26 protein-coding genes and 1 pseudogene are annotated in these 25,923 nt (G+C 51.7%); 6 read left to right on the top strand and 21 right to left on the bottom strand.

Features of this window, described 5'->3' with window-relative positions:
* Positions 1 to 184: pseudogene (locus AP057_RS05620) on the top strand (AAA family ATPase); the annotation flags it as partial.
* A 144-nt stretch (positions 185 to 328) separates the two neighbouring features.
* Here the strand turns inward: AP057_RS05620 and AP057_RS05615 are convergent.
* From AP057_RS05615 to AP057_RS05510, 21 genes are all read right to left on the bottom strand, one after another.
* The gene (locus tag AP057_RS05615; protein ID WP_055358262.1) at positions 329 to 640 is read right to left on the bottom strand and encodes a hypothetical protein; all 312 of its coding nucleotides are present in this window, start codon (positions 638 to 640) and stop codon (positions 329 to 331) included.
* 508 nt (positions 641 to 1,148) lie between these two features.
* On the bottom strand, positions 1,149 to 2,183 hold the full coding sequence (locus tag AP057_RS05610) for a macro domain-containing protein (protein WP_055358261.1): 1,035 nt from the start codon (positions 2,181 to 2,183) through the stop codon (positions 1,149 to 1,151).
* A 127-nt stretch (positions 2,184 to 2,310) separates the two neighbouring features.
* Positions 2,311 to 3,918, bottom strand: coding sequence for a hypothetical protein (locus tag AP057_RS05605; protein ID WP_055358260.1), 1,608 nt, complete (start codon positions 3,916 to 3,918; stop codon positions 2,311 to 2,313).
* Positions 3,919 to 4,423: 505 nt separating this feature from the next.
* Entirely contained in the window at positions 4,424 to 4,537 is a 114-nt protein-coding gene (locus AP057_RS17795; RefSeq protein ID WP_014196766.1) for a flagellin, read from the bottom strand.
* Between the two features lie 346 nt (positions 4,538 to 4,883).
* Positions 4,884 to 5,873, bottom strand: a complete 990-nt coding sequence (locus AP057_RS05595; protein WP_055358258.1) for a flagellin — start codon at positions 5,871 to 5,873, stop codon at positions 4,884 to 4,886.
* Between the two features lie 184 nt (positions 5,874 to 6,057).
* On the bottom strand, positions 6,058 to 6,297 hold the full coding sequence (gene csrA, locus AP057_RS05590; protein WP_055358257.1) for a carbon storage regulator CsrA: 240 nt from the start codon (positions 6,295 to 6,297) through the stop codon (positions 6,058 to 6,060).
* Between the two features lie 16 nt (positions 6,298 to 6,313).
* Positions 6,314 to 6,748 (bottom strand): flagellar assembly protein FliW, encoded by a 435-nt coding sequence (gene fliW, locus AP057_RS05585; RefSeq protein ID WP_055358256.1) that lies wholly within the window; start codon positions 6,746 to 6,748, stop codon positions 6,314 to 6,316.
* Positions 6,749 to 6,770: 22 nt separating this feature from the next.
* A complete protein-coding gene (locus AP057_RS05580) occupies positions 6,771 to 7,325 on the bottom strand; it encodes a DUF6470 family protein (RefSeq protein ID WP_033006521.1) in 555 nt (184 codons plus the stop codon).
* A 21-nt stretch (positions 7,326 to 7,346) separates the two neighbouring features.
* Positions 7,347 to 8,246, bottom strand: coding sequence for a flagellar hook-associated protein FlgL (gene flgL, locus AP057_RS05575; protein WP_033014971.1), 900 nt, complete (start codon positions 8,244 to 8,246; stop codon positions 7,347 to 7,349).
* Positions 8,247 to 8,256: 10 nt separating this feature from the next.
* Positions 8,257 to 9,798, bottom strand: coding sequence for a flagellar hook-associated protein FlgK (gene flgK / locus AP057_RS05570; RefSeq protein ID WP_055358255.1), 1,542 nt, complete (start codon positions 9,796 to 9,798; stop codon positions 8,257 to 8,259).
* A 121-nt stretch (positions 9,799 to 9,919) separates the two neighbouring features.
* Entirely contained in the window at positions 9,920 to 10,453 is a 534-nt protein-coding gene (locus AP057_RS05565) for a flagellar protein FlgN (RefSeq protein WP_023633641.1), read from the bottom strand.
* Complete coding sequence (gene flgM / locus AP057_RS05560; protein WP_033014950.1) at positions 10,450 to 10,719, bottom strand: flagellar biosynthesis anti-sigma factor FlgM; 270 nt, start codon at positions 10,717 to 10,719, stop codon at positions 10,450 to 10,452. The genes AP057_RS05565 and flgM overlap by 4 nt, the downstream gene beginning before the upstream one ends.
* A 68-nt stretch (positions 10,720 to 10,787) precedes the next feature.
* Positions 10,788 to 11,198, bottom strand: coding sequence for a TIGR03826 family flagellar region protein (locus AP057_RS05555; RefSeq protein ID WP_200910056.1), 411 nt, complete (start codon positions 11,196 to 11,198; stop codon positions 10,788 to 10,790).
* Positions 11,199 to 11,219: 21 nt separating this feature from the next.
* Positions 11,220 to 11,660: a YaaR family protein gene (locus tag AP057_RS05550; protein ID WP_020756448.1), complete on the bottom strand. Its 441-nt coding sequence runs from the start codon at positions 11,658 to 11,660 to the stop codon at positions 11,220 to 11,222.
* A complete protein-coding gene (locus tag AP057_RS05545) occupies positions 11,647 to 11,910 on the bottom strand; it encodes a hypothetical protein (protein WP_023633638.1) in 264 nt (87 codons plus the stop codon). The genes AP057_RS05550 and AP057_RS05545 overlap by 14 nt, the downstream gene beginning before the upstream one ends.
* A complete protein-coding gene (locus AP057_RS05540; RefSeq protein WP_152968863.1) occupies positions 11,907 to 13,619 on the bottom strand; it encodes a hypothetical protein in 1,713 nt (570 codons plus the stop codon). Before AP057_RS05540 ends, AP057_RS05545 begins: the two co-directional genes overlap by 4 nt.
* A gap of 63 nt (positions 13,620 to 13,682) precedes the next feature.
* The gene (locus AP057_RS05535) at positions 13,683 to 14,375 is read right to left on the bottom strand and encodes a ComF family protein (protein WP_055358252.1); all 693 of its coding nucleotides are present in this window, start codon (positions 14,373 to 14,375) and stop codon (positions 13,683 to 13,685) included.
* Entirely contained in the window at positions 14,372 to 15,763 is a 1,392-nt protein-coding gene (locus tag AP057_RS05530; RefSeq protein WP_055358251.1) for a DEAD/DEAH box helicase, read from the bottom strand. The genes AP057_RS05535 and AP057_RS05530 overlap by 4 nt, the downstream gene beginning before the upstream one ends.
* 575 nt (positions 15,764 to 16,338) lie before the next feature.
* Positions 16,339 to 17,184: a DegV family protein gene (locus AP057_RS05520; RefSeq protein WP_053532162.1), complete on the bottom strand. Its 846-nt coding sequence runs from the start codon at positions 17,182 to 17,184 to the stop codon at positions 16,339 to 16,341.
* Positions 17,185 to 17,427: 243 nt separating this feature from the next.
* Complete coding sequence (locus AP057_RS05515; protein WP_055358249.1) at positions 17,428 to 18,102, bottom strand: response regulator transcription factor; 675 nt, start codon at positions 18,100 to 18,102, stop codon at positions 17,428 to 17,430.
* On the bottom strand, positions 18,099 to 19,280 hold the full coding sequence (locus AP057_RS05510; protein ID WP_055358248.1) for a sensor histidine kinase: 1,182 nt from the start codon (positions 19,278 to 19,280) through the stop codon (positions 18,099 to 18,101). The genes AP057_RS05515 and AP057_RS05510 overlap by 4 nt, the downstream gene beginning before the upstream one ends.
* A gap of 199 nt (positions 19,281 to 19,479) precedes the next feature.
* Between AP057_RS05510 and AP057_RS05505 the strand changes: the two genes are divergently transcribed.
* The 5 genes from AP057_RS05505 to AP057_RS05485 all read left to right on the top strand — a co-directional run bounded on the left by AP057_RS05505 (position 19,480) and on the right by AP057_RS05485 (position 25,863).
* The gene (locus AP057_RS05505) at positions 19,480 to 20,121 is read left to right on the top strand and encodes a YigZ family protein (RefSeq protein WP_055358247.1); all 642 of its coding nucleotides are present in this window, start codon (positions 19,480 to 19,482) and stop codon (positions 20,119 to 20,121) included.
* 32 nt (positions 20,122 to 20,153) lie between these two features.
* Positions 20,154 to 21,161: an LCP family protein gene (locus AP057_RS05500; protein WP_055358246.1), complete on the top strand. Its 1,008-nt coding sequence runs from the start codon at positions 20,154 to 20,156 to the stop codon at positions 21,159 to 21,161.
* Between the two features lie 240 nt (positions 21,162 to 21,401).
* Entirely contained in the window at positions 21,402 to 23,633 is a 2,232-nt protein-coding gene (locus AP057_RS05495) for an SH3 domain-containing protein (protein WP_055358245.1), read from the top strand.
* Positions 23,634 to 23,850: 217 nt separating this feature from the next.
* The gene (locus AP057_RS05490) at positions 23,851 to 24,528 is read left to right on the top strand and encodes an SH3 domain-containing protein (RefSeq protein ID WP_055358244.1); all 678 of its coding nucleotides are present in this window, start codon (positions 23,851 to 23,853) and stop codon (positions 24,526 to 24,528) included.
* A gap of 3 nt (positions 24,529 to 24,531) precedes the next feature.
* A complete protein-coding gene (locus AP057_RS05485; RefSeq protein WP_055358243.1) occupies positions 24,532 to 25,863 on the top strand; it encodes a SpoIID/LytB domain-containing protein in 1,332 nt (443 codons plus the stop codon).
* The last annotated feature ends 60 nt before the right edge of the window (positions 25,864 to 25,923 follow it).

The raw sequence follows: 25,923 nt of genomic DNA, 5'->3' as shown, positions 1-25,923 counted from the left end.
GGCCGGGGCGAAGCATCCGATCTTCACCCCATCGGCGTTAGAGGCGATTGCCCTGCAGTCGCGGGGATGGCCTCGGGTGATCAACACGTTGGCCACGACGTGCCTGTTATACGGGTATCAGCTGAAAAAGGACGCCATTGACGAAGAAATGGTGCGCATGGCCGCAGAGGAAATGGGGTATTAGCACGAAAGGGGCCGAATCGGCCTCTTTTGTGCTTTCTCTTTTCCATAGGTCCATCAGGCGCGCTGGAAATCTTCATCTGAAAGAGCGTGCAAACGTTCCGAAAGAATGTGCAAAATCCGGAACAATCCGCAAAAATTTTGCACATTATTTCCGAATCCGCCTGAAATAATTTGAAAAAGGGATTCTGAAATAATGTGCTAGTTTACACCGAATCCCTATAAAATATTGTTCTTCTACCTCTATTTGCTCCTTACTTGTGTGAAAAATATATAATTCTTTCTCCGGAAAAGTTTTGTGCTGCTGTTTATAACCATTCCATGCATCAGACACACTATGATACCGATCGATCACTGCCATTTCCTTAATGATACGTTTGCCATTTTGTGAACAAGCCGAAATAGCCTCCACCAACACAAATTGATTTGGATATTGCTTACGTAACTCTGACCATTTCATTTGTTTGCCTCCATCTCTTTTTATTACATTTTATCACTAATCACCTTACATATATAAAGCAATATTTTTAAAATTTAAGCGTGGCAAGCAGTATGAGTACAATTTAATGCCAACGTCTAACATCATATCGATAGAAACAAACTATACTAAGGGAGTTTGCTTGTCCTCTGCTTTTTCAATCGGGACCCTATTCGATATCGAGCAAAAATTTTTGACTAATATCCACAGTAATAAGTAAATTTTCATGTCCTTGCTACCATCTGAATACAATTTACAGAAAATGTTTCGTATATCGTTTGTTTCATCGTTATTTTCTGACTCATCTACCCATTAGCCGCCAAATATAAAAAATTACAAATATTGCATAATATCACATTCGATTTTGTCATCTTTAAAAGGTCTGGACGTATCTTTATTTGATTGGGATAAGAATCTAATTAAGGTTTACACTGATAATAAAAGCCTCACTCCCCGAACGAGCAAGGCTTAATCTAACAAGCATTTTTTATTAATTAAGCATCCCTATTCCTTTCAAATGTTGCCAAACTTTTGTGATATGCGTTTCTTTAAATATCTTCCGCTTTCGTTCGTTCCAATTATGAATTTCTTTAATAATGGAATGAATATCGTCTTTTATATCCGGATTTTCTTTCACAACCCAATGTACAGTTGAAAGCAATTCCAGCCCATATGGAGTTTCAAACCCTTGAATGACATTCCGCACTTTTTCTAAATGTTCGTCAGCCTCGGAATCCCCCTGCAAATACTGTTCAGCTTCTTGTACCACATTCGGTAGTAAATAAATTTCTGCATCCGGGTTGCGGTCGCCAAAACCTCGAATAAAATGACCGTCCAAACGCAGTAAAACATGATTCAAGTTGTCCGCGTATGGACCGTATTTTCCTTTCTCAAATCGCAATCTCATCGGTTCGCCGACAACCTGAAGAAAATAAGCCAACTTCTGAATTTCCAGCAATGACAACTTATACCCCGGAATGGAATAATCATTCATTAACATTAGCAATAACGCTCGAGATCTTGTCATCTTTGGAGGTTTTGTACGTATTTTGATTTGATCAGGGTTAGGGCTCCCTGCAGGCTCATACAAATGCACTTCCACCTCTTTTAAATGCTCAAAAGCCGCTTCAATTTTAGGACGTACTTCATCCCATCTAAGCCCACCATTTCCACAGCCAAGCGGCGGAAGCGCAATCGATTTTATATTAAGCTCCTTAACCACCTTTATCAAATCTGCCAACCCTAGTTCAATATCTTCCATCCGGGATTTATTTTTCCAATGGCGTTTTGTAGGAAAATTAATAATATATTTTGGGTTCAATAACGATTTAGTGGAAACGACATGCATTTTGCCTGGCTGCACTTCCTTACGGCGGCAAGCCTTTTCATACTCCGAAAACATTTCTGGATAAGCTTGCTTAAATTGCAGTGCAATTCCTTTCCCCATCACGCCGACACAATTGACCGTGTTCACCAAAGCTTCTGCTTCATCTTCCAAGAGATTGCCTTGTTTTAGGATGATCATTGCGTCACCTCCTTCAGTAGTACCAATGCGGCCGGACAGCTATCGGTTTATGGCAATGACATTGGTACATAATCTCTTCAACTTTTTGCTTCATTTTATCATTTTTAACCTCTTAATGCCTTAAAAATCATCGTTCCAGAGAACAATGAACATTAATCTGTATCCCATTACTAATCAAAAGGGACACAATTCTTTGAAACCCTTTTTCCCGAAAATCATCAGGCATGATCACAATCAACGTATAATCGGCGAGCGAATGGTAAAACTGCATTTTTCGGTCCGCCTTCTCCGTATACCACTTGTAACGCGTCGAACCATATAGTCCGAAATATTCGACAATCCACTTTCTGCCGTTTTGTTCAATCACCCAGTCAGGGATATATACTTCGTCATATTCTTGGTTCACAAAACGACATCCTTCTCTTTCCACTTTCCCATCAACGACCTCGCGAATCAAAAAGTTATGGATTTCTAGTTCTTCTTTTGAATCACACAATTGCCCGTCAATCCCAACTAGCAAATTAAATTCCTCAGGCTGAAATGTATATTCGGGGAATGATTCCATAATCCAACGGTAAAATTTGCTGTCGTAATGACGATCGACCATGCTGATAAACCGTGGAAAATGCTTGCGAAAATACGCCCGGTTTAACCTCGGCAACTCCTCGCGGCCGATCCCCCGCTTGGCACAAAACGTCCGCAGCGCCTGCACCCGGTTTTGCGGCGAATGCCAATGTTGGTTCGGCACACGCTGAAACTCTGTCACATCATACTTCCCCGGAAACACCGCCTCTATAATCTCAATCGGCGAACCGTGATATTCATGTAACAGACCAGTCAGCCCTTCCGCCATCAGCCGCTGTTTCGTCATAAAGCGCGGGACATCCTGCTCGGCTACTCCCTCCCTTTCAATCAAATCAATAATGGCCTGTCTGACATTCTTGATATCTTTCCAGTAGCCGTTTGGTTTTGTGTGAAAATCATCGAGTGAAAATTGGTTGGGGAAAAGATATTGTATAAACTCTAGAGGCGAATTGCGGTGATGTTTTAAAGCTGCACTAAAACGATGCTTGATGAGCATTTGCTGCGTCACTTTCTTCGGCACGTCTTCGAACTGAATCTTTTCCTTACGAAGCATGTCCATAAACTGCTCTCTCAAAAATTCGCGGTTTGTTGCATAACCTTGAGGAATTTTTTTAAAATCCGTTTCTTTAAAACGGCCGGGGTATAGGGCGTTCATAAGGCGAAATGGAGAATAACCGTACCGCTTTAAAGGATTGGAAAACCCCCATTCGACAAGAACATAGCGATTTACTTTTTGAGGGATCTCCTCAATCTTGATTCCCTCTTTCTCTAAATACCACTCTAGGCGTTTACGTATATTCTCCACATTACCCCAATAATCAACCGGAACACGATAGAAGTCGAATTCATTATATTGGTTAGGGTAAACAAACTCAATGAGCCGACGGGGAGATTTAAACCGATTCAAAACTCCCCAAAGTTTTTGTTCTCCAATAATCTTTTTATTTATCTTTGGAATTTGTTCCCTTGATAAACCAAGTTGTACTTCTAACACATAGCGTACCAAGATAATGACATTTTCGTCCTTTTCCCATGTCCCTGCCGGAAGCGCCTTTCTCTTTCCAGCTAGCAATTCTTTGTACACACCTATAATCGGGAATTGCTCCAATTCGTAACAAGGAATTGTCCGATATTCATTTGTATCCGTCACTTGAATCACCCCCTTCGATTATAGCACATATACAAACATACGTTCCATATACTTTTAAAATTTTTTGTCTTACCATCCTAACAAAAGAAATACCGAGGAAACCAAATGTCCCTCGGTATGTTTTCTCGTATTAACGAAGCAATTGCAATACTCCTTGCGGTTGTTGGTTGGCTTGCCATGCCTCAACGTCTTTCGAACGTTGTGTAGACTACCTCTTCACCCTCAGCTTCACCTGTTAGGGGCTGGGCGCTTCGGTTCGGCATCGGCCTCCCCTACGGGCTTCATCACCATAGCACTCGCCGTAGGTGGTATGCCCTAGTCGTTGAACCTTCTCCAGGCTTTCGCCACAGGAGCTTGGCTGCTGATTGCCCAATCCTTCGGCTTTTTCCGCCCTCACGTCTGCCGTTTCCAGCTCCGTTGTGGCGCCAAAGGCTCTCAGGGCTTCCCAGCAATTCACCCAGTGATCCTCTTAGCCGTTTCCAGCTAAGACGCCCTTCAAACCGGACTACCGAAGCAACTGCAACACAGCCTGCGGCAGTTGGTTTGATTGAGCCAACATCGCTTGCGCTGCTTGAGCCAAGATGTTGTTTTTCGTGAATTCCATCATTTCTTTGGCCATCGTGCCACCCGCCCTTTCGGTGCGGGACAAGACTACATCTTCACCCTCAGCTTCACCTGTTAGGGGCCGGGCTCTTCGGATGAGCGAGGACGATGGAAATCCTCTTCACCCTACGGGCTTCATCGCCATAGCACAAGCCGTAGGCGGTATGCCCTAGTCGTTGAACCTTCTCCACCCTTTCGGGACAGGAGCTTGGCTGCTGATTGCCCAATCCTTCGGCTTTTTCCGCCCTCACGTCTGCCGTTTCCAGCTCCGTTGTGGCGCCAAAGGCTCTCAGGGCTTCCCAGCAATTCACCCGGTGATGATCCTAGCCGTTTCCAGCTAGGACGACTGTGCCTGTCGCTGCTTAGGCAGCTAAGGCATAATCAACGTCGCGGATGCGGGATTCTGCGGCTTGTAGGTTTTCTGCAGAGGTGCCGAGATTATTAATAGTATGTTCTAAACGATTTTGATAAGCACCTAGCTTTGAACGCTCTGCAGATACTCTATCGATTGCAATTTGAATCCTTGTGATGGCAGCAGATGCATTCGCTGCATTCGATACATCAAGTGCAGCTTCCACAGTAGCGTTGTTTGTACCATCAGTGACAGTGTTTGTAGCAGTAAACCCTGAAGTACCAGCTGTTCCTGTGATACCAAGTGCCCTAGCACGCATGTCCTGAATGTCAATTGTTAAGCTTTGGCTTTGGTTCGCACCAATTTGTAAAGTTATTCCACCCATTGTTGTAGTTACACCCGTAACAGGAGTAGCAATGCTATTTCCTGCAGATGCTGCACCAGTACCACCATTCGATGTTGTCTCTGCAGATGCTGCACCAGTACCACCATTCGATGTTGTCTCTGCAGATGCTGCACCAGTACCACCATTCGATGTTGCCCCTGTAGCTGTAGATAAAGGAGTAGTAGTTCTTGTGGCTCTTGTTCCGTCTAATAATTTTTGAGTATTGAACTCAGTTGTATTACCGATACGATTAATTTCAGAAGTTAATTGATTAATTTCTTTTTGAATCTCGTCACGGTCAGTACCTGTATTCGTGTCATTCGCAGCTTGAACAGCCAATTCACGCATACGTTGAAGAATAGAATGAACTTCATTTAAAGCCCCTTCTGCTGTCTGGATGAGCGAGATTCCGTCCTGTGCGTTGCGTGACGCTTGCTCCAACCCACGAATTTGCCCGCGCATTTTCTCCGAAATCGCAAGACCTGCCGCATCGTCACCAGCGCGGTTAATGCGAAGACCAGAAGAGAGTTTTTCCATGTTTTTCGCAGCGTTTGCATTACCAATAGTTAATTGGCGATACGTGTTAAGAGCTGCAATGTTGTGGTTGATTCTCATGTTCTCTTCCTCCTTGAAATGATGTTTTCCACGTCCTTGTGGAACGGCGGGGCTAGGGCGAAAGTCGGCCGCCTTTCGCCGCAAACCGCGCTCACTTTTTATATCGGCGCGTTTTTTGGAAGTTTAATAGGGAAATTTAATTTTTTTCGATGGAGCGAAAAAAGCGCCGTTTGGGCGCTTCGGGTTATCGTTGTTTCCATTGTTTCAGTTTGGCGGTCAATGCGGCGAGCGACGCTTCGGGCGCTTCGGAGGCGGCGTTGTTTTCCGCTTGGATGGCGAGGTACACTTCTTTGCGATGAACGTCGATGTGTTTGGGCGCGTTGATGCCAAGCTTTACTTGATCGCCTTGGATGGCGAGGACGGTGATTTCGATGTCATCGCCGATTTGGATCGCTTCTTTGAGTTTGCGCGTTAAAACAAGCATGGTTCGCCCGCCTCCTTTACGTCGCCGCTTTTTCCGGGAAGAGGCGATGTTTCGTTTTGTACGGGGTGTTCGATAAGATCACTTGCTTGCCGATTCGTTTTCGGGCGTTGATGACCACGGGCGCCTGCAAGTTCGCGGTCGTGTTGTCGAACGGGTCAGCAACCGTCAAGATGACGTACACGGCGACGTCGCGTTCGCTTTCGATGTTAAGTTGTTCGACCGTCCCTTCATCCAGTTCAAATTCGTACGCCGGAAAGTACGAAAACGGCTCAATCAGCACAAACCCAAGCGCGGGGGTCTTGACCGACTGCAAGATGACAAACGGCGTGTCGGCAAGCGGCAAAAGGACGAACCGCTTCTCGTCCGCAAATCCGGGCAGGCCGTGGGGGAAGCGGATGATGTCTTCGTCCTTCACCGCCACCGTTCCGTGGTATTTCGTGTCGATGTTCAATGCTTGCTCCTCCTTATGTTCCTCAAATGACGACGTCAATGTGAAGCGACGGACGCTGGGCGAGGCGGATCGCCACCTCGCCCGGCATGTAGCGAATGACCGGTGGATGCGTGCGGGCGCGGATGACCGGTTTGCGTGCCTCAAAGCGAATATCCACATCCGCCGGAGTATAGGATATGTGAACGCTGAACGGGGACGGCACCCAGCCGATGTTGAATTCGTACATCGGAGTTTCGCTGTTTTCTTTCGCCTGCTCGGCGATCGGGTTGCCGCCGTCCTCAATGCGCATGAGCTCGTCGCCTTGGCGAGAGACGCGGGCCAGCCCGTCAAGCCAATCGTTGTATCCTTGTTCAGCAAACTTTTCGATGCGGCGGAAGATATGTTCTAAGTTCATGTCTTCCCACGCTTTTGTCTGATCGATCGTTAGCTTGGACGGCGTCGTACGGATCGTGAGTCGGGCCGGAGATTGCTCGATTTCCAACTCGGCAGGCGGCTGTTGGATTTCTAGTTTCGCCGGAACGGTTTCGATGGCGATTTTCGCCATCGTTGACTGCAAGCGGATCTGCGGCAGCTGCATCGTCATCTCCCCCTTATCCGCTTAGCGCAAAAAGTCGAGCAGCGTCGGCTGAATGATGCGGGCGCCGACGCCAAGGGCGGCGCGGTGCACACTTTCCTGTGTTTTCAAATCGGTAATGACCCGTTCGATATCGGCGTCTTCATTGTCCGACAAAATTTGTTGGGCGATCACTTCCTGTTCATCGACACGCGCTTCCATCAGCTCAAGGCGGTTGCTTCGCGCGCCAAGCTCGGCACGCTCGGCCAAGACGTTGTCGATGTGCTTGTCAATATAGGATAAATAACCGTTCAGCTCTTGGCCGCTCTTGCCAGCTTCCAAGTCATTCACAAGCGCTTCTAAATCGCTGAACAGCCCTTGTCCTGGAGTCGCGCTGTACGTAAAGACGCGCGTCGGATTGACGTTGACCGGGAGCTGGATGCCTTTTAACAGCTCGATTTTCACTTGTTCTGTGTTCGTCGACACTTTGTTCACTGGGGCGTCCAAGTTGACCGGCGGTCGAAGGGTATCCGTGCCATTGAAAATGTATTTGCCCGCAATTTGTGTGTTGGCAATGGACACTAAATGGTTTTTTAGCTCATCGATCTCTTTCGCGATATGCTCACGCTGCGATTGCTCATACGTATCGTTGCTTGCCTGGACGACGAGCTCGCGAATGCGCTGGAGCACTTGCGTCGCTTCGTTAAGCGCCGAGTCGGACGCATCGATCCAGTTATGGGCTTCGGAGAAATTGCGTTTAAACTGTTCCACCTCAGTTAAGTTCGTCCGGTACGCCATCCCTTTGATGGCCACGACCGGGTCGTCAGACGGGCGGGCAATTTTTTTGCCGGTGGACAGCTGGTCTTGAATTTTGCCGAGCCGTTCATAGCTTTGGCTCAAGTTGCGCAGCATATTTTGCGTCAACATCGATTGCGTGACGCGCATCATCGCTCACCTACCTTCCGACAATTCCCATGCCGTTAATGATTTTATCGAGCATTTCATCAATCGTTGTAATCGTGCGCGCCGCCGCGTTGTAGGCGTGCTGAAACCGAATCATGTTCGTCATTTCTTCATCGAGCGACACCCCGCTGACGGACTGCTGCCTTTCCTCCACCGACTGGCGGAGCACTTCGGAGTTGTTGACGAGGCGGTTCGCCTGTTGGGTGTCGACCGCCAGCTGGCCGATCATGCTTTCGTAATACGCCTGCAGCGTGCCCGCTGTGATCGGATACGAGACCGACGGCGCCGGATTTTGCAGGTTGGCAAAATTGCTGTTTTTGACATTGGCGAGACGAATGGCGTTTAAGCCGTTCCCCGGTTCGTTCGGCGCTAATGAAGCGGCGATATTGTTTAAATCATCAATATTGGATGACAATTGGATCGCTTTCGCTGCCCCGTCCACTTGCGTCAAATCGCTGAAAAACAGCCCTCCCGGGTTGCTCGGGCTGAGCGTATACCCTGTTTGGTGCACTTCGTTAAACCGTTTGGCGAACGAATACGCGAGCGTATCGAGCTTTTTCAACATATCGGGATAAATGCCTTTGACACCGCTTCCGTCATCATATCCGTAGGCCTCGATCAACCCTTTCAACTTGCCGGAGGCGACAAACGGGATGGAAGAGCCTCCAAGCGAAAGTCCGGTAAGCGGACCGGTCGGCATCTCCGGGGAGGAGCTGGCGCTCGGCGATACGGACAGCGTCTGGTATCCTTGGTTGCCATTGACCAGCAGCTGACGCTGGCCGTTGCCATCAAAAATATATACATCATAAGACCCCTCCGCCGTTTTCAGCGCATTGCCGCCGCTTGGCTTCGGCTCGACTTCGATTTTGACGAGCGCAGACAGTTCATCGAGCAGTCGGTCGCGCTCATCGTACAAATCGTTCGGCAAGTAGCCGTGCAGTTCGACTTCGGCGATTTGTTGGTTGATTTTATACAGCTGTTCCGCGATCGAGTTGATCGATTTGACGGTCACTTGAATTTCATTGGCGAGATCGTTTTGAATAGAGGTTAACGAATCGGCCAAATAATGAAACGTCTCGACCACCGCCAGTCCGCGCTGGCGCACGACCGAGCGGGCCCCTGTATTTTCTGGGTTTGCACTTAAATCCTGGAGCGCCTGCCAAAATTGATCCATGGTTTTGGATAAACCGCTGTCGGACGGTTCGTTCATAATGTCCTCCATTTTTTTTAATGCATCGGCTTGGGCTTGCCAATAGCCGAGCTTGTTGTTCTCGCCGCGGTATTGCCAGTCAAAAAAGCGGTCGCGCACCCGCTCAATCGACCCCGCCTCGACCCCCGTCCCCATCTGTCCCGGAATTTGCGGGCGGTTGAGGGACGCCGGCGGGTACGGCTCGCTTTGGACAAAATTGACACGCTGACGGGAATAGCCGAGCGTATTGGCGTTGGCAATGTTATGGCTGGTCGTGTACAGCGCCATTTGCTGCACGGCCATGCCGCGCTTGGCGACTTCCAGCCCGTGAAATGTTGATCCCATCGTGCCCCTCCTTTTCATCTTCTAATGATTGTCCGCTGTTTTCTGCCTAGCGGCTCTGTTTCGTTTTGACGGCTGTTGGATGGATCGATCTCTCCTTATTTTCCGTCGGTGATTTGTGCTGCTATGCTTTGGAATCAAAGAGTGAACGGCTTCGTCCATGTCCATATTGTCTCGTTGATTGGTTTGGCGCGGTATAGTTCACGTTGGGCGGCTGCGGCATCAATTGGTCCAACATCAGCGTCACCCATTGCAGCGACTGGCGGATGAGCTGCCCATTCAGCTCGTTGACTGCCTGGAGCTCGTTGATCACGTCGAGCAACTCGCTAGCCAACTGTTCGGCTTTTTGCCGCTCCTCCTCGTCCATTTTCGGCAAGCAATCGGCCAATGTCAGCGGATGCCCGCCATCGGACCATGCGGCGACGAGTTGTGCCCGCTCGCGCTCGAGCTGCTGGATGGCGGCGATAGCAGTTTGTTCTTTTTGGATCAGCTGCATTAATCCGTCCATATCGCCTCGTTTTAATACGTCCGTTTTTTGATAGGCCAATTGAAGCAAATGCCGGTGCAGCGTCAAGTGCCGGTCAAGGAGCGCCATCAGCTGCAGCGCTGGCGCACGCTGTTCATCATCGGTTCGGCGATTTTCTACCCTTGTGTTCATTGGCCATCGCCCTTATAGAACTTGTATAGTTTCTCCGCAATGGCGCGGGCATCGATCTCATACGTTCTGTTGTCGATTTGTTCCTTCAACCGGCGCACTTTCTCTTCCCGCTCGGCGGCCCAAGTGGAGCGTTGCTGCAGCTCTTTTGCCTCCTCAGAAATTTCGACGCGATCCCGCCGCCCGGGTTGCCCTGTTTTTCCTTGTGGGATGCCCGAGTACTGACGGTAGGGATGAACGCCAATCAAAAACCGGTTATCGATTCTCACTGCGATTCCTCCTATCCGTTCCGCCCGTTGTTGCCTTACTACTATTATCGGTCAATCCGTTCATTTGTTTAGCGGCCATTTCGCTCTTTGTCGGTGTAATATGTGCGAAACACTTGTTTTTTCTTCTGTTCTTCTTCTTTTTTCGCCATTTCCAGCTGCCTTTGCAAATCTTTTGAACAGTCAGCGCACATTCTGCCTTCGCGGATCAGCTTGCCGCAACGGTCGCACGGATATCCTAAATTCGGCAGCTGCGCCAACGTTAAGCGGCCGCTTTTGATGAATTTGACCAGCAGCGTCTCAGGCACCCCTGTCGCATCGACAATTTGCTCCATCGTCGCCAACCGGTTTTCCCGGCGCCGCAAAAATTGGACCACGGTTTGAAATTGCCGTTCTTCTTCATGACAAGACGGGCAAATATCGCGAAACGGCGAGCGGACAAACAGACGGCCGCAAACCGGGCAATTTTCTAAGTTCATCATTCTCCCCTCCCAATGTGCCCATTACGTATACAAATTGACGATCAACCCTTGAATTTCCCCCAACGTCTGCAGCAAATCAATCCTCGGCCGTTCTTGCTCGAGCACCGCGTTTGTGACGTCCAGCAGCTTTTGGTCGATCGTTTTGACGATATGATAGACGCGGGAACGGCCGCTCCAATGGAACCCATACTGCTCCGTCAGTTTCAAGCCATGGTTCACCGCTTCATCGAGCAATTGTCTGACGAGCTGTTTATACCGCCGCAAATCGTCAACCGTCCGCAACTTGGCCAGTTTTTTTCCTTGCTGTTCGATTTCATCCGCCAGCTGCCTCAGCCGCTCGTTTCGCAGCTTTTCCTGCTCCTTGGCGGTCAGCTCGGCAAATGACACGGATGGCGAAAAAGAAGCCGCCGCTTTTTTGCCGATTGGAACCGATGGGGTGTTAGCAATTTTATTGATCTCCATCTTCTTCGCTCCTACCGCCTTGTTCATCAAGCTTCTGAATCCATTTTAAAACTTCCCCGATCACCGCGTAAAGCTGCGGCGGGACGCGCGGCACCGGATCGACCAGCTGTCTCAGCAACTCCCGGTCATGGGGCAGCGGAATGCCCGCCCGCCCCGCCTTGTCGGCCACCTCATCAGCGAGCTGCCGCGGCTGTCGGCCAAGATGTTGCTCATATGATTTGAAAGCAGGGGCGTAACGGTGTCTGTTCATATCGTCCACTCCCACTGGCTCGTTTCGTTTTCCGTCTTCACTCTGTCTGTCGCCGCCCGCTCCTCGTCTTGGGTGTCCATCGGTTGGAAAATGAGGCGTTGCACTCGATAACCGATCTGTTCCAAATGATCTTTGACTGTCGCCGCATATGACTGCAACACCGCCGCCAACCGCTCGTATTCTGTTTCCACCGTTACGGACAGCTGCCGTTCGATCGCCTGCAAGGAAATGCCGACTTTGCCTTGATTCGTGTCCAACAAAAAGTAGAGGCGGCAGTTTTGCCAATCAAGTTGGCCGCCACCGCTGCGAGCGTTGACGTGCACATGCACGGTCGCCATCTCACCATGAAGCGAGAGTGGCCACTGGTACAACATAGTTTGGGTGTGGCTGTCAACAGTAAATTTGTTGAGCAACTGTTGGCCGGTAAGATTCATGAGCAGCCGTTCCGCCTGCGCAGGAGCCGTTCCTTCCTCAACCCATGACAGCAGCATCGCCTTCAAATTCTCGACCGGCTGTAATCGCTCTCCACTCAAGAGTGCACGGGCCGCTTCTTGCTCATGGAAAAAGCCGAGGCGACGCAGCGATTCAAAGACTCCTCTCGCCGATAATGCGCCATCGTTGGGCGCTTGGTCCACATGTTTCAGAAGGCGCGACAGCTGCTCGTGCGGCTTCGTGCCCTGCCACGCTTCCGATTCCATGAAAAACCGCTGTACTTTTTGTTCAGATGGCTGAAAGCGGAGCGACTCCAACAACGCTTTCACTTCACGCGCCGTCTTGGCCGCTTCGTCCGTCTTTCCTTCCGCAAGGCCGCGTTTCGCTTCTGCCAATTTCGCCCCCGCCTCAAGCAACTTCGTTTCCGTTTTCATGTCAGTAAACAACAACCATTCCCCGTGCAACAGCATGCGGTCGAGTGAATGAATGAGCGACTCAACAAGCGGCGCGGCTCGCTCTGTCGACTGTTGGGCAGCGGCATGCGCAAATCGTTCAAGCTGACGGGCCATATCACGCTGCCAAACGCGAAAATCGTGGACCAATTGCCTTATTTTTTCTGTCACTGCCGTCATGACAAACGTCCGAGCCTCTGCCGTCGGAAGAACCAGCTCCGATGCAGCCGCATACGCGCGCGAACCTTCCAATCGCTCCGTTTGTTCACGAACAGGCGCCGCTTTTGCTTCATGGGTTTCTTCCGGTTCCGTTTTCGTCAACAACGGCGCCAACAGGTCTCCGAGCGGCGGGCCATGGAGCGCTTCATGCGCTAGGCGCAAATGCGTCTCGGTCACCTCGAGCTGTTTCGCCGCCAAAGCAGCGAAGGTTTCCTGTTTTTTCTTTATCGAGCCGCCTTCCGTCTCCCAAAAACGACGAACGGCTTCTTTTTCCTTTTCGGTCAGGCGAATGCCACGGGCCGACAGCCATGAATCGATTCCATCGTCCAACGAAGATGGCAGAAACCGCCCTATAGACGATAGTGGCACCGCTTGCGCCATCCAAGTTCCACCTTCTTGCTTCACAAGCCGCACCATAAACGAACGGTCGCTTGGGACGCCATCCACAAAGTGGACGCGTACATCCTGTTGGCCGATGGCGACCACGGCCTCTTGATCGTTGAACCTTTCTTTCATTACCGCCATCTGCACGCTCCCCGGCTGCAATGAAACAGCCGGTGCGGCGATCTCATTGGATCGTTGATCGTGATGGATACGCATCATCATTCTTCCTCGCTCTTTGTTCTCCTACTGTTTATATCGGTACGTAGGCTTCCCATGTTTACACTGTTACGCGCGAATGAGCGTCAACGCCCCCACCTCGGCCGCCCCCGCTTCAAGCAAAACAAGGGCGGCGTGGCGGATGGTGATGCCCGTTGTGTAAATGTCGTCGATCAGCACGATTCGTTTTCCGTCAAGCGGGGGATGATCGGCAAGGAAAAATGGGTTGTCGGTCTCGAGCCGCTCGCGGCGCGATTTTTTCGATTGCTTTTCGGAATGTTTACGGGCCAGCCAAGGGAAATACAGGGATGGAAGCAGGCGGGCGAGCGCTTCCGCTTGGTTGAAGCCGCGCTCATACAGCCGTTCGGGGCTCAGCGGGATCGGAACGATGCACCAATCGCGGCCGAAATGGCGGAAAAACGCGTGGACAAACGGACGGCGGAATGCCTCGACGATGACATAGTCGCCGCGGAACTTCCATAAGGCGACGACGTCTTTCATCCAGTCATTGTATACATAGACGGATCGGTTTTTCACGAGCGCCCTCCCCCATTGTTCATCTTCCTGCCACCGAAGGCAGTCGGGGCACACGGATGGCGCCGCCTCCTCAAGCGGGCGGCCGCACATCTCGCAAAGGCGGCCGTCAATAAGCACAAACGCACCGCGGCAGCGCGGGCAAAGGACGTCTGGGTCTTCAAGAAGAAACAGCTGGCGCCAGCTCGTGATCGGATTGTACGGAGAATGGCAAAGGAGGCAGTTCATCGATGCAGCAACCCCCTTTTCTTTGCTGTCTCATTCATGCGGACAATGTGGCGACGCGCCCGTACCATCTCGTTCGTTTTTCCGTGATGGAAAAAGCGGACGTCGCCATCCGGAAACGCGGTGTGGCGGCCGACGCGGCCGGCGATTTGCACGAGAGCGCTTTCCGTAAAGATGCGGTCTTCGGCACCGAGAACGGCGACATCGATGTTCGGTACCGTCACTCCCCGTTCAAGGATCGTCGTCGTCACAAGCAGCGGAACGCGCCCGTCGCGAAACGCCTGCACATGATCGGCGCGATCCGGGGCTTCGGCGTGGACGCCGACGATGCGGGGATCGACCCGTTGCAAGAGGCGGGTGACCGCTTCAAGCTCATCGATATGAGGAACGAACAAAAACGCCTGCTTTCTCTGTTCCAAACGATGGCGAACCCACGCAAGGACGTTTTCGGGCAAGCGGCCGCGCTCGAGCTGCTTGCGCCAATTGCCGCACCATTCAAGCACGGGGACGGGAAGCGGACGGCCGTGGTAGCGGGCGGGGATGACGACGGCGTTCCGTTTGCCACGCGCAATGTCACGTTGCCAAGCGCGGGAGGGAGTGGCGGTGAGATAGATGAGGCTTGATCGTTCTTTCCGCGCTTGACTGACGGCGTATTCGAGCATCGGCTCAGCAGAATATGGAAAGGCATCGACTTCATCCACGATCATAACGTCAAATGCGCGGTAGGCTCGCAGCAACTGGTGGGTGGTGGAGAGGACCAAGGAAGCGATCCGCCCGCGCTCTTCGCTTCCTCCATGCCAAACGGCGAGCGGAACGCGAGGAAACGCCTGGCGAAAGCGGGGAGCAAGCTCGCGGACAACGTCCACTCTAGGCGTGGCGAGGCCAACTCGCCAACCTTCCTCCAAGGCGGCAGCGATGGCAGGAAACAACATCTCGGTTTTCCCTGCCCCACATACGGCCCAAACGAGCAGTTCGCTTCGGTCCAGCACCGCCTGGCGGACTGCCTGGGCAGCCTCCGCCTGAGCGGCGGACAGTTCCCCGTCCCAGGAAAGCGGCGCTTCGTGCAGCTCGGACGGAAGCGGCATCGTCACGTGCACAAGGCGGGTGCAGGAGCTGATGCGCCCCATCACGAGACACTTGCGGCAATACGCGCAATCTGCCCCGCAGCGGGCGCACGGAAACGAGGCGAACAGACGACGATCGTCGTTTCCGCAACGGACGCAGCGCCAGCCGCGCGCTGTGTTGATGAGCCCGGGCTGTTCGCATAGCGAACCGGTCTGGATGGCGGCAGCGACTTCTCCATCGGGAAACGGCAGCTGCTCTCGGGGTAGGCGCTGGCCATTGAGCCAGACGACAAGCGGCGAAGCAGCGGTTGATGGGGGGATGTACAATGAGCATCACTCCTTTTGTCATTCAGGAAAAGCATGTCTCTGAGATCCTAACAGAGCGGGTGACGCGGCAAAAACGCCTTGGAAAACACCCTCTCCCCAAGTTGAGAGGCTTGAAACGCATAAAGGGACAGAAAGAGCGATCTCACGGCATTCTTTAGAAGGTTGGTAATAAAAAACAGACGCCATGCACAAAACGGCAACATTCGATCAAAAAAGAAAGTGGAGGTGAAAAGGCCTTTCCAAATGGAATAAGGATGTGGTTTGACCGTCTTTTTCACGACATATCGGTCTTCAAAAGAAATGGATGCAGCAAAACTTGACGCCAGCGAAGATTCACAGAACAGTCACGGAGTTGATCGACAACGTATTTCGACAACATTCCCGGGGAAATAGCGACAAATTTTTCAGGAAAGGAAAACGGTTCGACAAGTTCGGCCAGTACCGCATCTCCGGTCCGTTTCATAAGGAGGTGAGAAAACGAATGTAAAACAAATTCGCCGCCGCACAAGGCGGGGCACACCGTTCCGCCTTGTGCTCGGCTGCAGCGCCTCAAGGCGGCGCTTTGCGGCCTCGACTTATGGCTGATACCACGTCAGCCCGAGCGCCCCTTCGCCGACGTGCGTGGCGATGACGGGGCCAAAATAGCTGATCGAAAATTCGACGTGCGGATAGCGGGCGGCCAGCTCATCGCGCCAACGGCTCGCTTCATCGGGCTGGTTGGCATGGATGATAGCGGCTTTGAGCGGAACGCCTTTGTCCGCATCTTCGTCAAACAGCTCCTCGATGCGTTGCACCGCCTTTTTGCGCGTGCGGATTTTTTCAAACGGCACGATCACTTTGTTTTCAAAGCGAAGGAGCGGCTTGATTTGCAAGAGGCCGCCGATGAACGCCTGCGCGCCAGTGAGCCGTCCGCCGCGCTGCAGGTGGGACAAGTCGTCGACCATAAAGTAGGCGCGCAACGTCCGCTTCATCTCATCAAGACGGGCGAGAATCTCCTCCGGCATTTTCCCCGCCTTCGCCATCTCGGCGGCTTCGATGGCGTAAAACCCTTGCGCCATGCAGCTGATTTCCGAATCATAGGCGTAAACGCGCAGACCATCGACCATTGTTCCCGCCGTCACCGCGCCTTGATACGTGCCGCTGATGCCGCTTGAGAGGTGGATGCTGATGACAGCGTCGTACCCTTCCTCACGAATGGCAGTGAACAAGTCGACAAATTCGCCGACTGAGGGCTGCGATGTCGTCGGCAGCTTAGGACTCTGCTTGATTTTGACAAAAAATTCATCCGCCGTCATATCGATCTCTTCACGATATGTTTCGTCCCCAAAAATGACGCTGAGCGGAATCATCCGGATGCCGAGCCGCTCGCGCACGTCTTTCGGCAAATAAGCCGTGCTATCGGTGACAATCGCAATTTTCACAGGCGCCATTCCTTCCTGATTCAGCCTTTTCTGCCATTATACCAAAAAGACTCGTTGTCCACCACCGCTCGATGCATGAGGAGACAAAGAACGCGGGCAGGCCGTGAAGCGGAACATCGTTGATCCTCATGCAACGCTTTGCCCAAGCCGCTCCTTCGCCGTCAAACGGCGCATCGATGCCACAGGAAGCCGCTTCGATCGTCAACGCACCGCTGCAAAGACTGGCGAGAGCCCCCGTTCCGTTCAGCGCACCTCCACCCAGCCGTTTTTGATCGCGACCACAACGGCTTGCGTCCGGTCATTGACGTTTAACTTTTGCAAGATGCTGCTGACGTGGTTTTTCACTGTTTTTTCGCTAATGTACAGCGCTTCGCCGATGGCGCGGTTGCTTTTGCCGTCGGCCAACAGCTGCAGCACTTCGCACTCTCGCCGCGTCAATAAATGCAGCGGACGACGCACTTCTTGTTTGACCGCCACGCCGCCTTTTTCCGACGTCAAGCGGCGGTATTCGCGAATCAAGTTGTGCGTCACTTTCGGATGCAAATACGATCCGCCTTCCGCGACGATTCTCACCGCCTCAATGAGCGTATCGGCATCCATCTCCTTCAGCAAATACCCCGTCGCCCCCGTCTGCAAAGCGTGCATCACATAGTGTTCATCGTCATGGATCGACAGCACGACGACTTTCGTATCAGGGTAAGCTTCGATCAGCTGTTTCGTCGCCTCCACGCCGTTGATGTCCGGCATATTGATGTCCATCAGCACCAAATCGGGGCGGTATGTTTCGACGATCGAAAGCACTTCGCTTCCGTCGCTTCCTTCCGCCACGACTTCAAAATCGCCCTCAAATTCCAAAATGCGCTTGATGCCCTCGCGAAACAGCTGGTGATCGTCGATAATCGCGATGCGTGTTTTCATCGTTTCCTCTCCTCCTTGTTCGTTTCGTCAGTCGAACGGTCGAGCGGAACGCGAATGAACACGGTCGTTCCGCTGCCAATCTTTGAGCGGATGTCGAGCGTGCCGCCGAGCAGCTCCACCCGCTCCCGCATGCCAATCAAGCCGAACGCATTTTCTTTTTTGACCAATGGATCAAATCCTTTGCCATCGTCTTTGACACTGACAAGCAGATGGCGGCACGTCACTTCCATTTTGACGTCGATGTGGCGCGCTTCGGCATGCTTTAAGGCATTTTGCACCGATTCTTGGACAAGGCGAAACACGGCCGCCTCCATCCGCGACGGCAGCCGAATTTCTTCGCCGATATGTACAAAGGAAATGTGGACTCCGTTATTATATTCTTCGGTCGTTTGCAAGTATTTTTTTAGCGTCGGAACCAATCCTAAATCATCAAGCGCCATCGGCCGCAAATCGTAAATGATGCGGCGCACTTCGGACAAAGCCGAACGCACCATTTTGCGAAAATCACGAATCTCGGCGATCGCCGCCTCTGTCCCTCGCTCTTTGATCACCTTTTCGACGAGATCCGATCGAAGCAGGACATGCGCAAGCAGCTGCGCCGGGCCGTCATGGATTTCCCGCGACAGCCGCCGCCGCTCTTCTTCCTGGGCTTCGATGATTTTCAGCCCAAATTCCTGCTTTTGCTTCGCTCCTTCAACGAGCTCGCTGACCTGGCGGAAATCGCTGTTTAAGTAGTGGAGCACGACCGTAATTTGCCCGACTAAATAATCGGCGCGTTCTGTAATTTGCGCAAGGCTCGCCAATCTCCGCTCAAGTTCATCACGGCGCAGCCGCAGCTGTTTCTCCCGCTCGCGCACCATCGTCAGCTTCATATGCAGCTCGTGCGCCGCTTCATACGCCTCGCGAATATCTTGCTCCGAGTGGGTCGAAAAGTTTTGGCTCACTTCCGACAGGCGGCGGCGCGCCCGGCGCGCCTCCATTTCGAGCCGGTCCGCTTCTTCGATCGCCTGCACGGTCAGCCGCTTCACCTCCTCGAGTTCACGAAGCAAATGGTCGTGCTCTTGACGCGACTGCTCCCCGATGCGGAAAATTTCGTCTTTGCTATGTTGAACGGTGTCGATCATTTTTTCGACAATCCGATCTAACTGCTTTACGTCCCACTGTTTTGCCTTAGCCATTTGCCAACCTCCAACAGCGCTGCCAAGCGGTGCGCATGGGCGCCAGCAAAATTTGTTTGAAGGAAAAAAGTTGTCGATTTATAATAATAAAAGCATGCTCTATTTTTAGTTTACCATAATGAGAGTAGAGCGCTAGCCGTTCTTGCAAAAATAAACAAATAAACCGTTTGCACGATGTTGATCGTTGAGGTGTTTCGTTTTGTTACAAAAATATTACACGGTTAAAGGATACGGTGAACACGAAATCGTAATTGAAAAATCACGGTTTATCTGCTATGTCAACCGCGCGGAAACGGAAGAAGAGGCTATCGCCTTTATTCAACAGATCAAGAAGAAGCATTGGGATGCCACCCACAACTGCTCCGCCTATTTGATTGGGGAGCATGACCAAATCCAAAAAGCGAACGATGACGGTGAGCCGAGCGGCACCGCAGGGGTGCCGATGCTTGAAGTGCTGAAGAAAAAAGGATTGAAAGACACCGTCGCCGTCGTCACCCGCTACTTCGGCGGCATCAAGCTCGGTGCGGGCGGCTTGGTGCGTGCATACAGCCGCGCCGTCTCAGAAGGCCTGAACGCCGCAGGCATCGTCGAACGCCGGCTCATGCGCGTCATGCAGGTGACGATTGACTATTCGTGGCTTGGGAAGGTGGAAAATGAGCTGCGCTCTTCCGTATATACTATTAAAAATATCCAATATGCCGACCGCGTCACGTTTGATGTTCTCGTTCCCGAGGACAGCCAGTCTTCGTTCGGCGAGTGGATGACCGAACTGACAAACGGAAGGGCGGACATTCAGGCGGGAGCGATGGAGTATGCCGAACGGTTGCTTCCGTCTTCCTAAAACGAAACTGGAAAGGAAAGAAGGGTTAAACGATGAATCATACAAGAAAAACGGTGAAAAAGCGAAAGAAAAAAAAACGGCTCCGCCGATTATTTTTGCTCGTGTTTCTTCTTTTGCTCGGGGGTGTCGGCGCCTTTGGCTACAATATTTACTCCGAGACGAAACAGGCGTCAAGCAAAATTTATCAAGCGCTTGATCCATCAGGCAAGCCGGCAAGAAACATTGAGATGCGCAAAGACCCATTTACCGTTCTGTTAGTCGGAGTGGAAAACCAGTACCACGACGAGGAGGGGCGGTCTGATGTCGTCATGCTTTTGACCGTCAATCCGAAGACGAACAAAGTGTATTTGTTGAGCATTCCGCGCGACACGCGCGTTTACATCCCGAGCGAAGGGCGGAAAGACAAAATCACCCATTCCTACAGCTACGGCGGCATTCAATCGACGATTGCAGCCGTCAATGAGCTGATCGATGTACCGATTGACTATTACGTGACAACCGATTTTGACGGGTTCCAGAAAATTGTCGATTCCTTAGGCGGCGTCACGGTGGATGTTCCGTTCACATTCAAAGCCCAACTGACCGGCTCCCTCAAATGGCATACGTTCCATAAAGGCAAACAAGAGTTGAACGGCAATGAAGCGCTCGCCTATGTGCGCATGAGAAAATCGGACCCTCGCGGCGATCTTGGGCGGAATGAACGGCAGAAACAAGTCATCCGTGCCATTATTGACAAAAGCACATCCATCACCTCGCTGCCGAAGCTGGATGACATCATCGCCGATTTAGGGGATCACGTGCGGACGAACATCCCTCCGGCCGATTTGTTATCGTTCATCTATGTCTATCAAAAAATGAAAAACGCGGATGTAAAAAATTTGCATTTGAAAGGATACGACGAAACAATCAACGGCGTGTACTACTACATCCCCGACGAGCAATCGGTCAGCTCAATCAATAAAACGCTGCGGCAAGCGCTCGAGACGTCCAACGCCTCCCTCACGCGCAGCAATTCACCATCCACACAAAACCAAAATTAACGATCACAAAGAAGGTGCTCCCAAAAGCAATGGGGCGCCTTTTTCCATTTACAGCGTATATCATGCCGCAATGATGATGAAAGAACACAACTTTTCATGTCCTCTGTTTTTTTTTCTCTTTTTCAACAAAACTTTTCATTTTTTCTCATAATAGGACTGAATTCGGGTTGGATAAAACGGCAAAATTCGCTATGATAGTATAGAAAACGCAAACTTGAGAAAAAAGGGGGGATCGAATCCTTGAAAAAAACACTTCTTTCCGTCTTGTTGGCGACTTGCCCGCTGTGGCCGTCGGCCGCCTTGGCCGCCGATGGAAGTCCGTCCTCATCCTCACCGACACTCATGGTCGCGGAGCATAACGCTTTGCTGAGGAGAGGAGCGACGGATTCCTATCAAATCGTCGAATCCATTTCCGCTGGCCAACAAGTGAAAGTCATAGATGAGTTTCAAAATGCCTATGGTGAAACGTGGTACCGCATCGAGTACGGAGGCGTCACCGGCTGGACGCGCGCGGACAGCTTTTCTAACCAACCGCCTTCCATGCTCGTCGGAAAGCGTGCGGTGATCGCCGCCAACGACATCGCGATGCGCAAGGGGGCATCCCCTTACTATCCGGTCGTCAAAACACTGTCTAACGGCGATGTCGTCTCCATCATTGCCGAGTTCACCAATTCGCTCGGGGAACAGTATGTGTGTGTGGAGTGGGCGGGAGTCAAAGGATGGGTGAAAACGGAACAGATCTACATACCCAAACAGCTTCTGACACTTTTGCCGACATTCATGAACGTTGTGCAGTCCTCCCCGGTTCGCCGCGGGGCGAGCGTCCATTACCGCGCCGTCGCCACAGTGTCACGCGGTCAATCTGTCAAAGTGATCGATTTGTTCGTCACAAATGGTCAGGAACTTTGGTGCCGCGTTGATCTCGGACATGTCCGGGGATGGGTGTCGGAAAAAGTGTTGACGATGTCATCAACCATGTCGGTTCCAAGCGGTGTCTCGGATACGTCCAGCGTCTCAGGCCAGCCGCTGACGGTCAGCGTTTCGGTCGCCAATGTGCGGCAAGCTCCATCTTTAAAAGCAAAAGTCGTCACCCAACTGAAAAAAGGAACCAAACTGAACAGCCTGTCAAGCGCCAAAGATGCGTCGGGAGCGCTTTGGTACAAAGTGCTCCTCAATGGAAAAACGCTCGGCTGGGTGCACGAGACGGTCGTAACCAAATCCTACCTTTCCCCACCAGCCAGCCAGGGGATGCAAAAGCAGGTGACAACCGCTAATGCGGCGCTGTTTGCCGAACCTTCGTCGAGCGCCGCCGTCATCGAGCGGATTGCGAAAAACCGAACGGTCACGGTTTTGAAGACGACAGAAGCATCTCCGTTCGACTGGGTGCAAGTCACCTCTGCATCGGGGAAAACGGGATGGATGCCGGTGTTTGAAGTAAAAGCCCCATCCTACGTATACGTCAAACAGGCGGGCACTCCGCTGCGCCGAGGTGCATCTTCGAACTATCAATCGTTGAAGGCGTTGGCAGCGAATGAGCGGCTTGCTGTCCTTTACGAATATCATGGATGGCTGAATGTCGAAACATCCAATGGCGTCCGCGGATGGGTGGAGGAATCAAGCACCTCTACCGTCGCCTTAAATAGTCTCGTGGAACCGACGTTTTCGACCATCAACGACAATGCCTATTTGACGTGGAAAAAAACGTCTAATTTCCACGTCTCCTATTCGTTGTTGCCGGGCAATCGTCTGAAAATCACCGGCTCGTTTTCCTACGCTGAAGTCCCGTCGACCGATATTCCAGGCATACAAACCGTGGAATGGACCGGCAGCAGCCTGCTCATCACCTTTGAACCGGGGTACACGTTCACCCTTCGCCATTACAGCGACCGATTGGCGCTGAAAATTCTCGAGACCGGACTCAAGGGCAAAAAAATCATCATTGACGCAGGGCATGGGGCGCACGACACCGGGGCGATCGGCCCTGGCGGCACGCGGGAAAAAGATATTACTCTCGACACCGCCTTATTGCTAAAAGAAGAATTGGAGCGGGCCGGAGCGATCGTGAAATTGACGCGAAGCACCGACATCTTTTTGGAGCTGTCTGAACGGACATGGATCGCCAACAGTTCCGACTACGACGCCTTTATCAGCATTCACGCCGACTCATACTCGCGGACATCTCGCGGAACGACAACGTACTACAACGTATCGAGCAACTTCAATGGGCCAAAAAGCGAGCAGTTGGCCGCCATCGTGCAAAAACATCTTGTCCAACAGCTCGGAACATATGACCGCGGCCATAAAACGCAAAACTTTTACGTCAACCGGAAAAACGAGCTGCCGAGCATTCTCGTTGAGCTCGCCTTCATCTCCAATCCAAATGAAGAGGCGCAGCTCAAAACGAAAGCGTTCCGCCAAAAAGCGGCCGTCGGCATTCGCGAAGGACTGGAAGAGTATTTCAGCCAATTCTAGTTTGTTCGCGTTCGGAGAATAATAGCATGAGAAGGCCGGTAATGCAACGGATTGCAAAGCTTTACGACGGAGTTCGTCAAACTGAGAAACATGGCAGCATCGCGTTTTCATTCCTTGCGATTCCTCATGAACCGAGCGAATCCGTTGTTTTTCACCGGCCTTTTAGGAAAGCTATTATTCTCCTTTCTTTCCATATCCAAAAACGGGGGAGATGAACATGATGAAACGAAAAGCCAAATGGGCCGTTGCTGCCAGCCTGGCGGTCGGAATGACGGCAGGCGCCCTCTTGTTTACGCCATCGGCGATGAAAGCATCAGAAGAAGTCGTGTTAGCGAGCGTCGACTGGGTGACTTCCCAGCTCAACCCGATGAAAAACGACATTGCCAACCTGAAAGCACAACTGGCCGCCCAGCAACAACAAATTCAACAACTTCAACAACAACTTGCCAGCAAACCCGCTTCGCCTTCTTTGCCTTCTGTCGTCTATGTAGCGAAAAACAATGCGGCCGTCCGCAGCGGAGCGGCAACGAGATACCGCGTCATCACTTATAAACAGAAAGGGGCTTCACTGCAAGTGGTCGGGGCGTACCTTACTTCCCAAGGATTGTGGTACAACATCATCCTCCCCTCATCGTTGAAAGGTTGGATTTATTCCGGCGATGTCTCGACATCCGCCGTCAGCAGCGACAGCACCAAGCACGTCATCGCCACGGCCGCGGTCAATATTCGAAAAGGAGCGACGACTTCTTATCCGATTATTGCGACCGTTCCAAAAGGGACAGAGATGGTCTATATTCAGCCGTTTACCAACAGCAAAGGGGAGAAATGGTACAACGTGCAACTGTCTGATGGGCGTCGGGGTTGGATGGCCGCTGAATTTGGTGAGGTGAAGTAGACGGTGAAAAAACTAGCGTGGTTGGCCGTCGGCCTGTTTTGGCTCATCGTCTCTCCTTCCGCCTCGAACGCCGATGGGGTGAAAACGTACAACAATCCCGTGCAAGTCCTTTTATATAAAGGGACATCGGTGACAGCCGCCGTCGAAGGAAACTATCAAATCGTCAATAAAGAGACGTTGACGATCACCCCGCTGCCAAGCGGGACAAATCTGACATTTCGGTCTTCCTCTTCGACCGTGTTTGTCACGTACAATGGAAAGACGGATTTTTCAAGCACCGGATTTACTATTCAAGAAACAATCGGCGCGGCGCCGTTGTCCCTTGTCAAGGTGAACCAAACGCGGTATCGGGGAAGCGTCGACATTCGCCTGCAAAACAGCGCCTTGTATGTTGTCAATATTTTAGATATGGAAGATTATTTAAAAGGAGTCGTGCCGAGCGAGATGCCTGCCTCTTGGCCGCTTGAGGCGCTGAAGGCGCAAGCCATTGCAGCCCGAAACTATGCCTATAAACATAAAACAAGTTTGACGACCAATCCAAACACACAGACGTATAAAGGATATGATGGAGAATCTCCCCGATCGAACGAGGCAGTGGATGCGACAAGAGGATGGTATCTGAAATATAATGGCAGTGTCATTGAAACGTATTACCACTCGACAAGTGGCGGCAGAACCGCCAATGTAAGCGACGTCTGGAACTCGTCGCAAACCGCCTACCCATATTTGGCGAGCGTCGATGACCCGTATGAATCATCGCCGTACAGCCGATGGTCATTCATCTTCTCCCCAGCTGTGCTGTTGCGTTCGTTCGGGTTCACCGATCCATCGGTTGTTTTATACGACGTCTCGATCGCCAAAACCGGCTCGAACGGAGAAGTGGGGGCCGTCACGATTGAAACCTCGGCAGGCGAAAAAACGGTGAAAGGCAATGAAACGATCATCCGCAAACTGTTCCCGCTAGACGGCAATCAATTTTACGGCATCTTGCCGTCCAACTGGTTTGACATTCAAGTGCAAAAAAGCGGCCCATCCGTGTCGATTCAAACGGCCAGCGGCAACATCGCCACCTCTTCCTTGTCATCTTACTCCGTCCAAACAGGGAGCGGAACCGTTTCGCTCGTCGGCGTCGAAGGAATCAAGGTGCAAACAACGGATGGCATCATGCCGCTTTCCGCCTCGCCGTCAGGGGTTAGCTCGATCACCGTCACGGGAAAAGGCTGGGGGCACCGGGTCGGCATGAGCCAATACGGAGCAAAAGCATTCGCCGAGCGCGGATGGACGGCAGAGCAAATTTTAGAACACTACTTCCCCGGTGCTGAAGTCTCGTTCTAGCGACAGAGTCCATGATGTCATACGGGATTTTGCTCTCCACCTCGGCATCACGCGGGAACA

Origin of the sequence: Geobacillus sp. Sah69 (genome assembly GCF_001414205.1) — a bacterium.
Taxonomy (GTDB): domain Bacteria; phylum Bacillota; class Bacilli; order Bacillales; family Anoxybacillaceae; genus Geobacillus; species Geobacillus stearothermophilus.
The sequence above is the reverse complement of the archived record's forward strand: the minus strand, read 5'-3'. Positions and strand labels throughout refer to the sequence as shown.

What these genes read in the sequence shown, in the direction of transcription:
- AP057_RS05615 (WP_055358262.1), bottom strand. Translation starts at nt 640, where the DNA reads ATGAAATGGTCAGAGTTACGTAAGCAATATCCAAATCAATTTGTGTTG.
- AP057_RS05610 (WP_055358261.1), bottom strand. Translation starts at nt 2,183, where the DNA reads ATGATCATCCTAAAACAAGGCAATCTCTTGGAAGATGAAGCAGAAGCT.
- AP057_RS17795 (WP_014196766.1), bottom strand. Translation starts at nt 4,537, where the DNA reads ATGGCCAAAGAAATGATGGAATTCACGAAAAACAACATCTTGGCTCAA.
- AP057_RS05595 (WP_055358258.1), bottom strand. Translation starts at nt 5,873, where the DNA reads ATGAGAATCAACCACAACATTGCAGCTCTTAACACGTATCGCCAATTA.
- csrA (WP_055358257.1), bottom strand. Translation starts at nt 6,297, where the DNA reads ATGCTTGTTTTAACGCGCAAACTCAAAGAAGCGATCCAAATCGGCGAT.
- AP057_RS05580 (WP_033006521.1), bottom strand. Translation starts at nt 7,325, where the DNA reads ATGCAGCTGCCGCAGATCCGCTTGCAGTCAACGATGGCGAAAATCGCC.
- flgL (WP_033014971.1), bottom strand. Translation starts at nt 8,246, where the DNA reads ATGCGCGTCACGCAATCGATGTTGACGCAAAATATGCTGCGCAACTTG.
- flgK (WP_055358255.1), bottom strand. Translation starts at nt 9,798, where the DNA reads ATGGGATCAACATTTCACGGGCTGGAAGTCGCCAAGCGCGGCATGGCC.
- AP057_RS05565 (WP_023633641.1), bottom strand. Translation starts at nt 10,453, where the DNA reads ATGAACACAAGGGTAGAAAATCGCCGAACCGATGATGAACAGCGTGCG.
- AP057_RS05555 (WP_200910056.1), bottom strand. Translation starts at nt 11,198, where the DNA reads ATGATGAACTTAGAAAATTGCCCGGTTTGCGGCCGTCTGTTTGTCCGC.
- AP057_RS05550 (WP_020756448.1), bottom strand. Translation starts at nt 11,660, where the DNA reads ATGGAGATCAATAAAATTGCTAACACCCCATCGGTTCCAATCGGCAAA.
- AP057_RS05545 (WP_023633638.1), bottom strand. Translation starts at nt 11,910, where the DNA reads ATGAACAGACACCGTTACGCCCCTGCTTTCAAATCATATGAGCAACAT.
- AP057_RS05540 (WP_152968863.1), bottom strand. Translation starts at nt 13,619, where the DNA reads ATGATGATGCGTATCCATCACGATCAACGATCCAATGAGATCGCCGCA.
- AP057_RS05535 (WP_055358252.1), bottom strand. Translation starts at nt 14,375, where the DNA reads ATGAACTGCCTCCTTTGCCATTCTCCGTACAATCCGATCACGAGCTGG.
- AP057_RS05515 (WP_055358249.1), bottom strand. Translation starts at nt 18,102, where the DNA reads ATGAAAACACGCATCGCGATTATCGACGATCACCAGCTGTTTCGCGAG.
- AP057_RS05510 (WP_055358248.1), bottom strand. Translation starts at nt 19,280, where the DNA reads ATGGCTAAGGCAAAACAGTGGGACGTAAAGCAGTTAGATCGGATTGTC.
- AP057_RS05500 (WP_055358246.1), top strand. Translation starts at nt 20,154, where the DNA reads ATGAATCATACAAGAAAAACGGTGAAAAAGCGAAAGAAAAAAAAACGG.
- AP057_RS05490 (WP_055358244.1), top strand. Translation starts at nt 23,851, where the DNA reads ATGATGAAACGAAAAGCCAAATGGGCCGTTGCTGCCAGCCTGGCGGTC.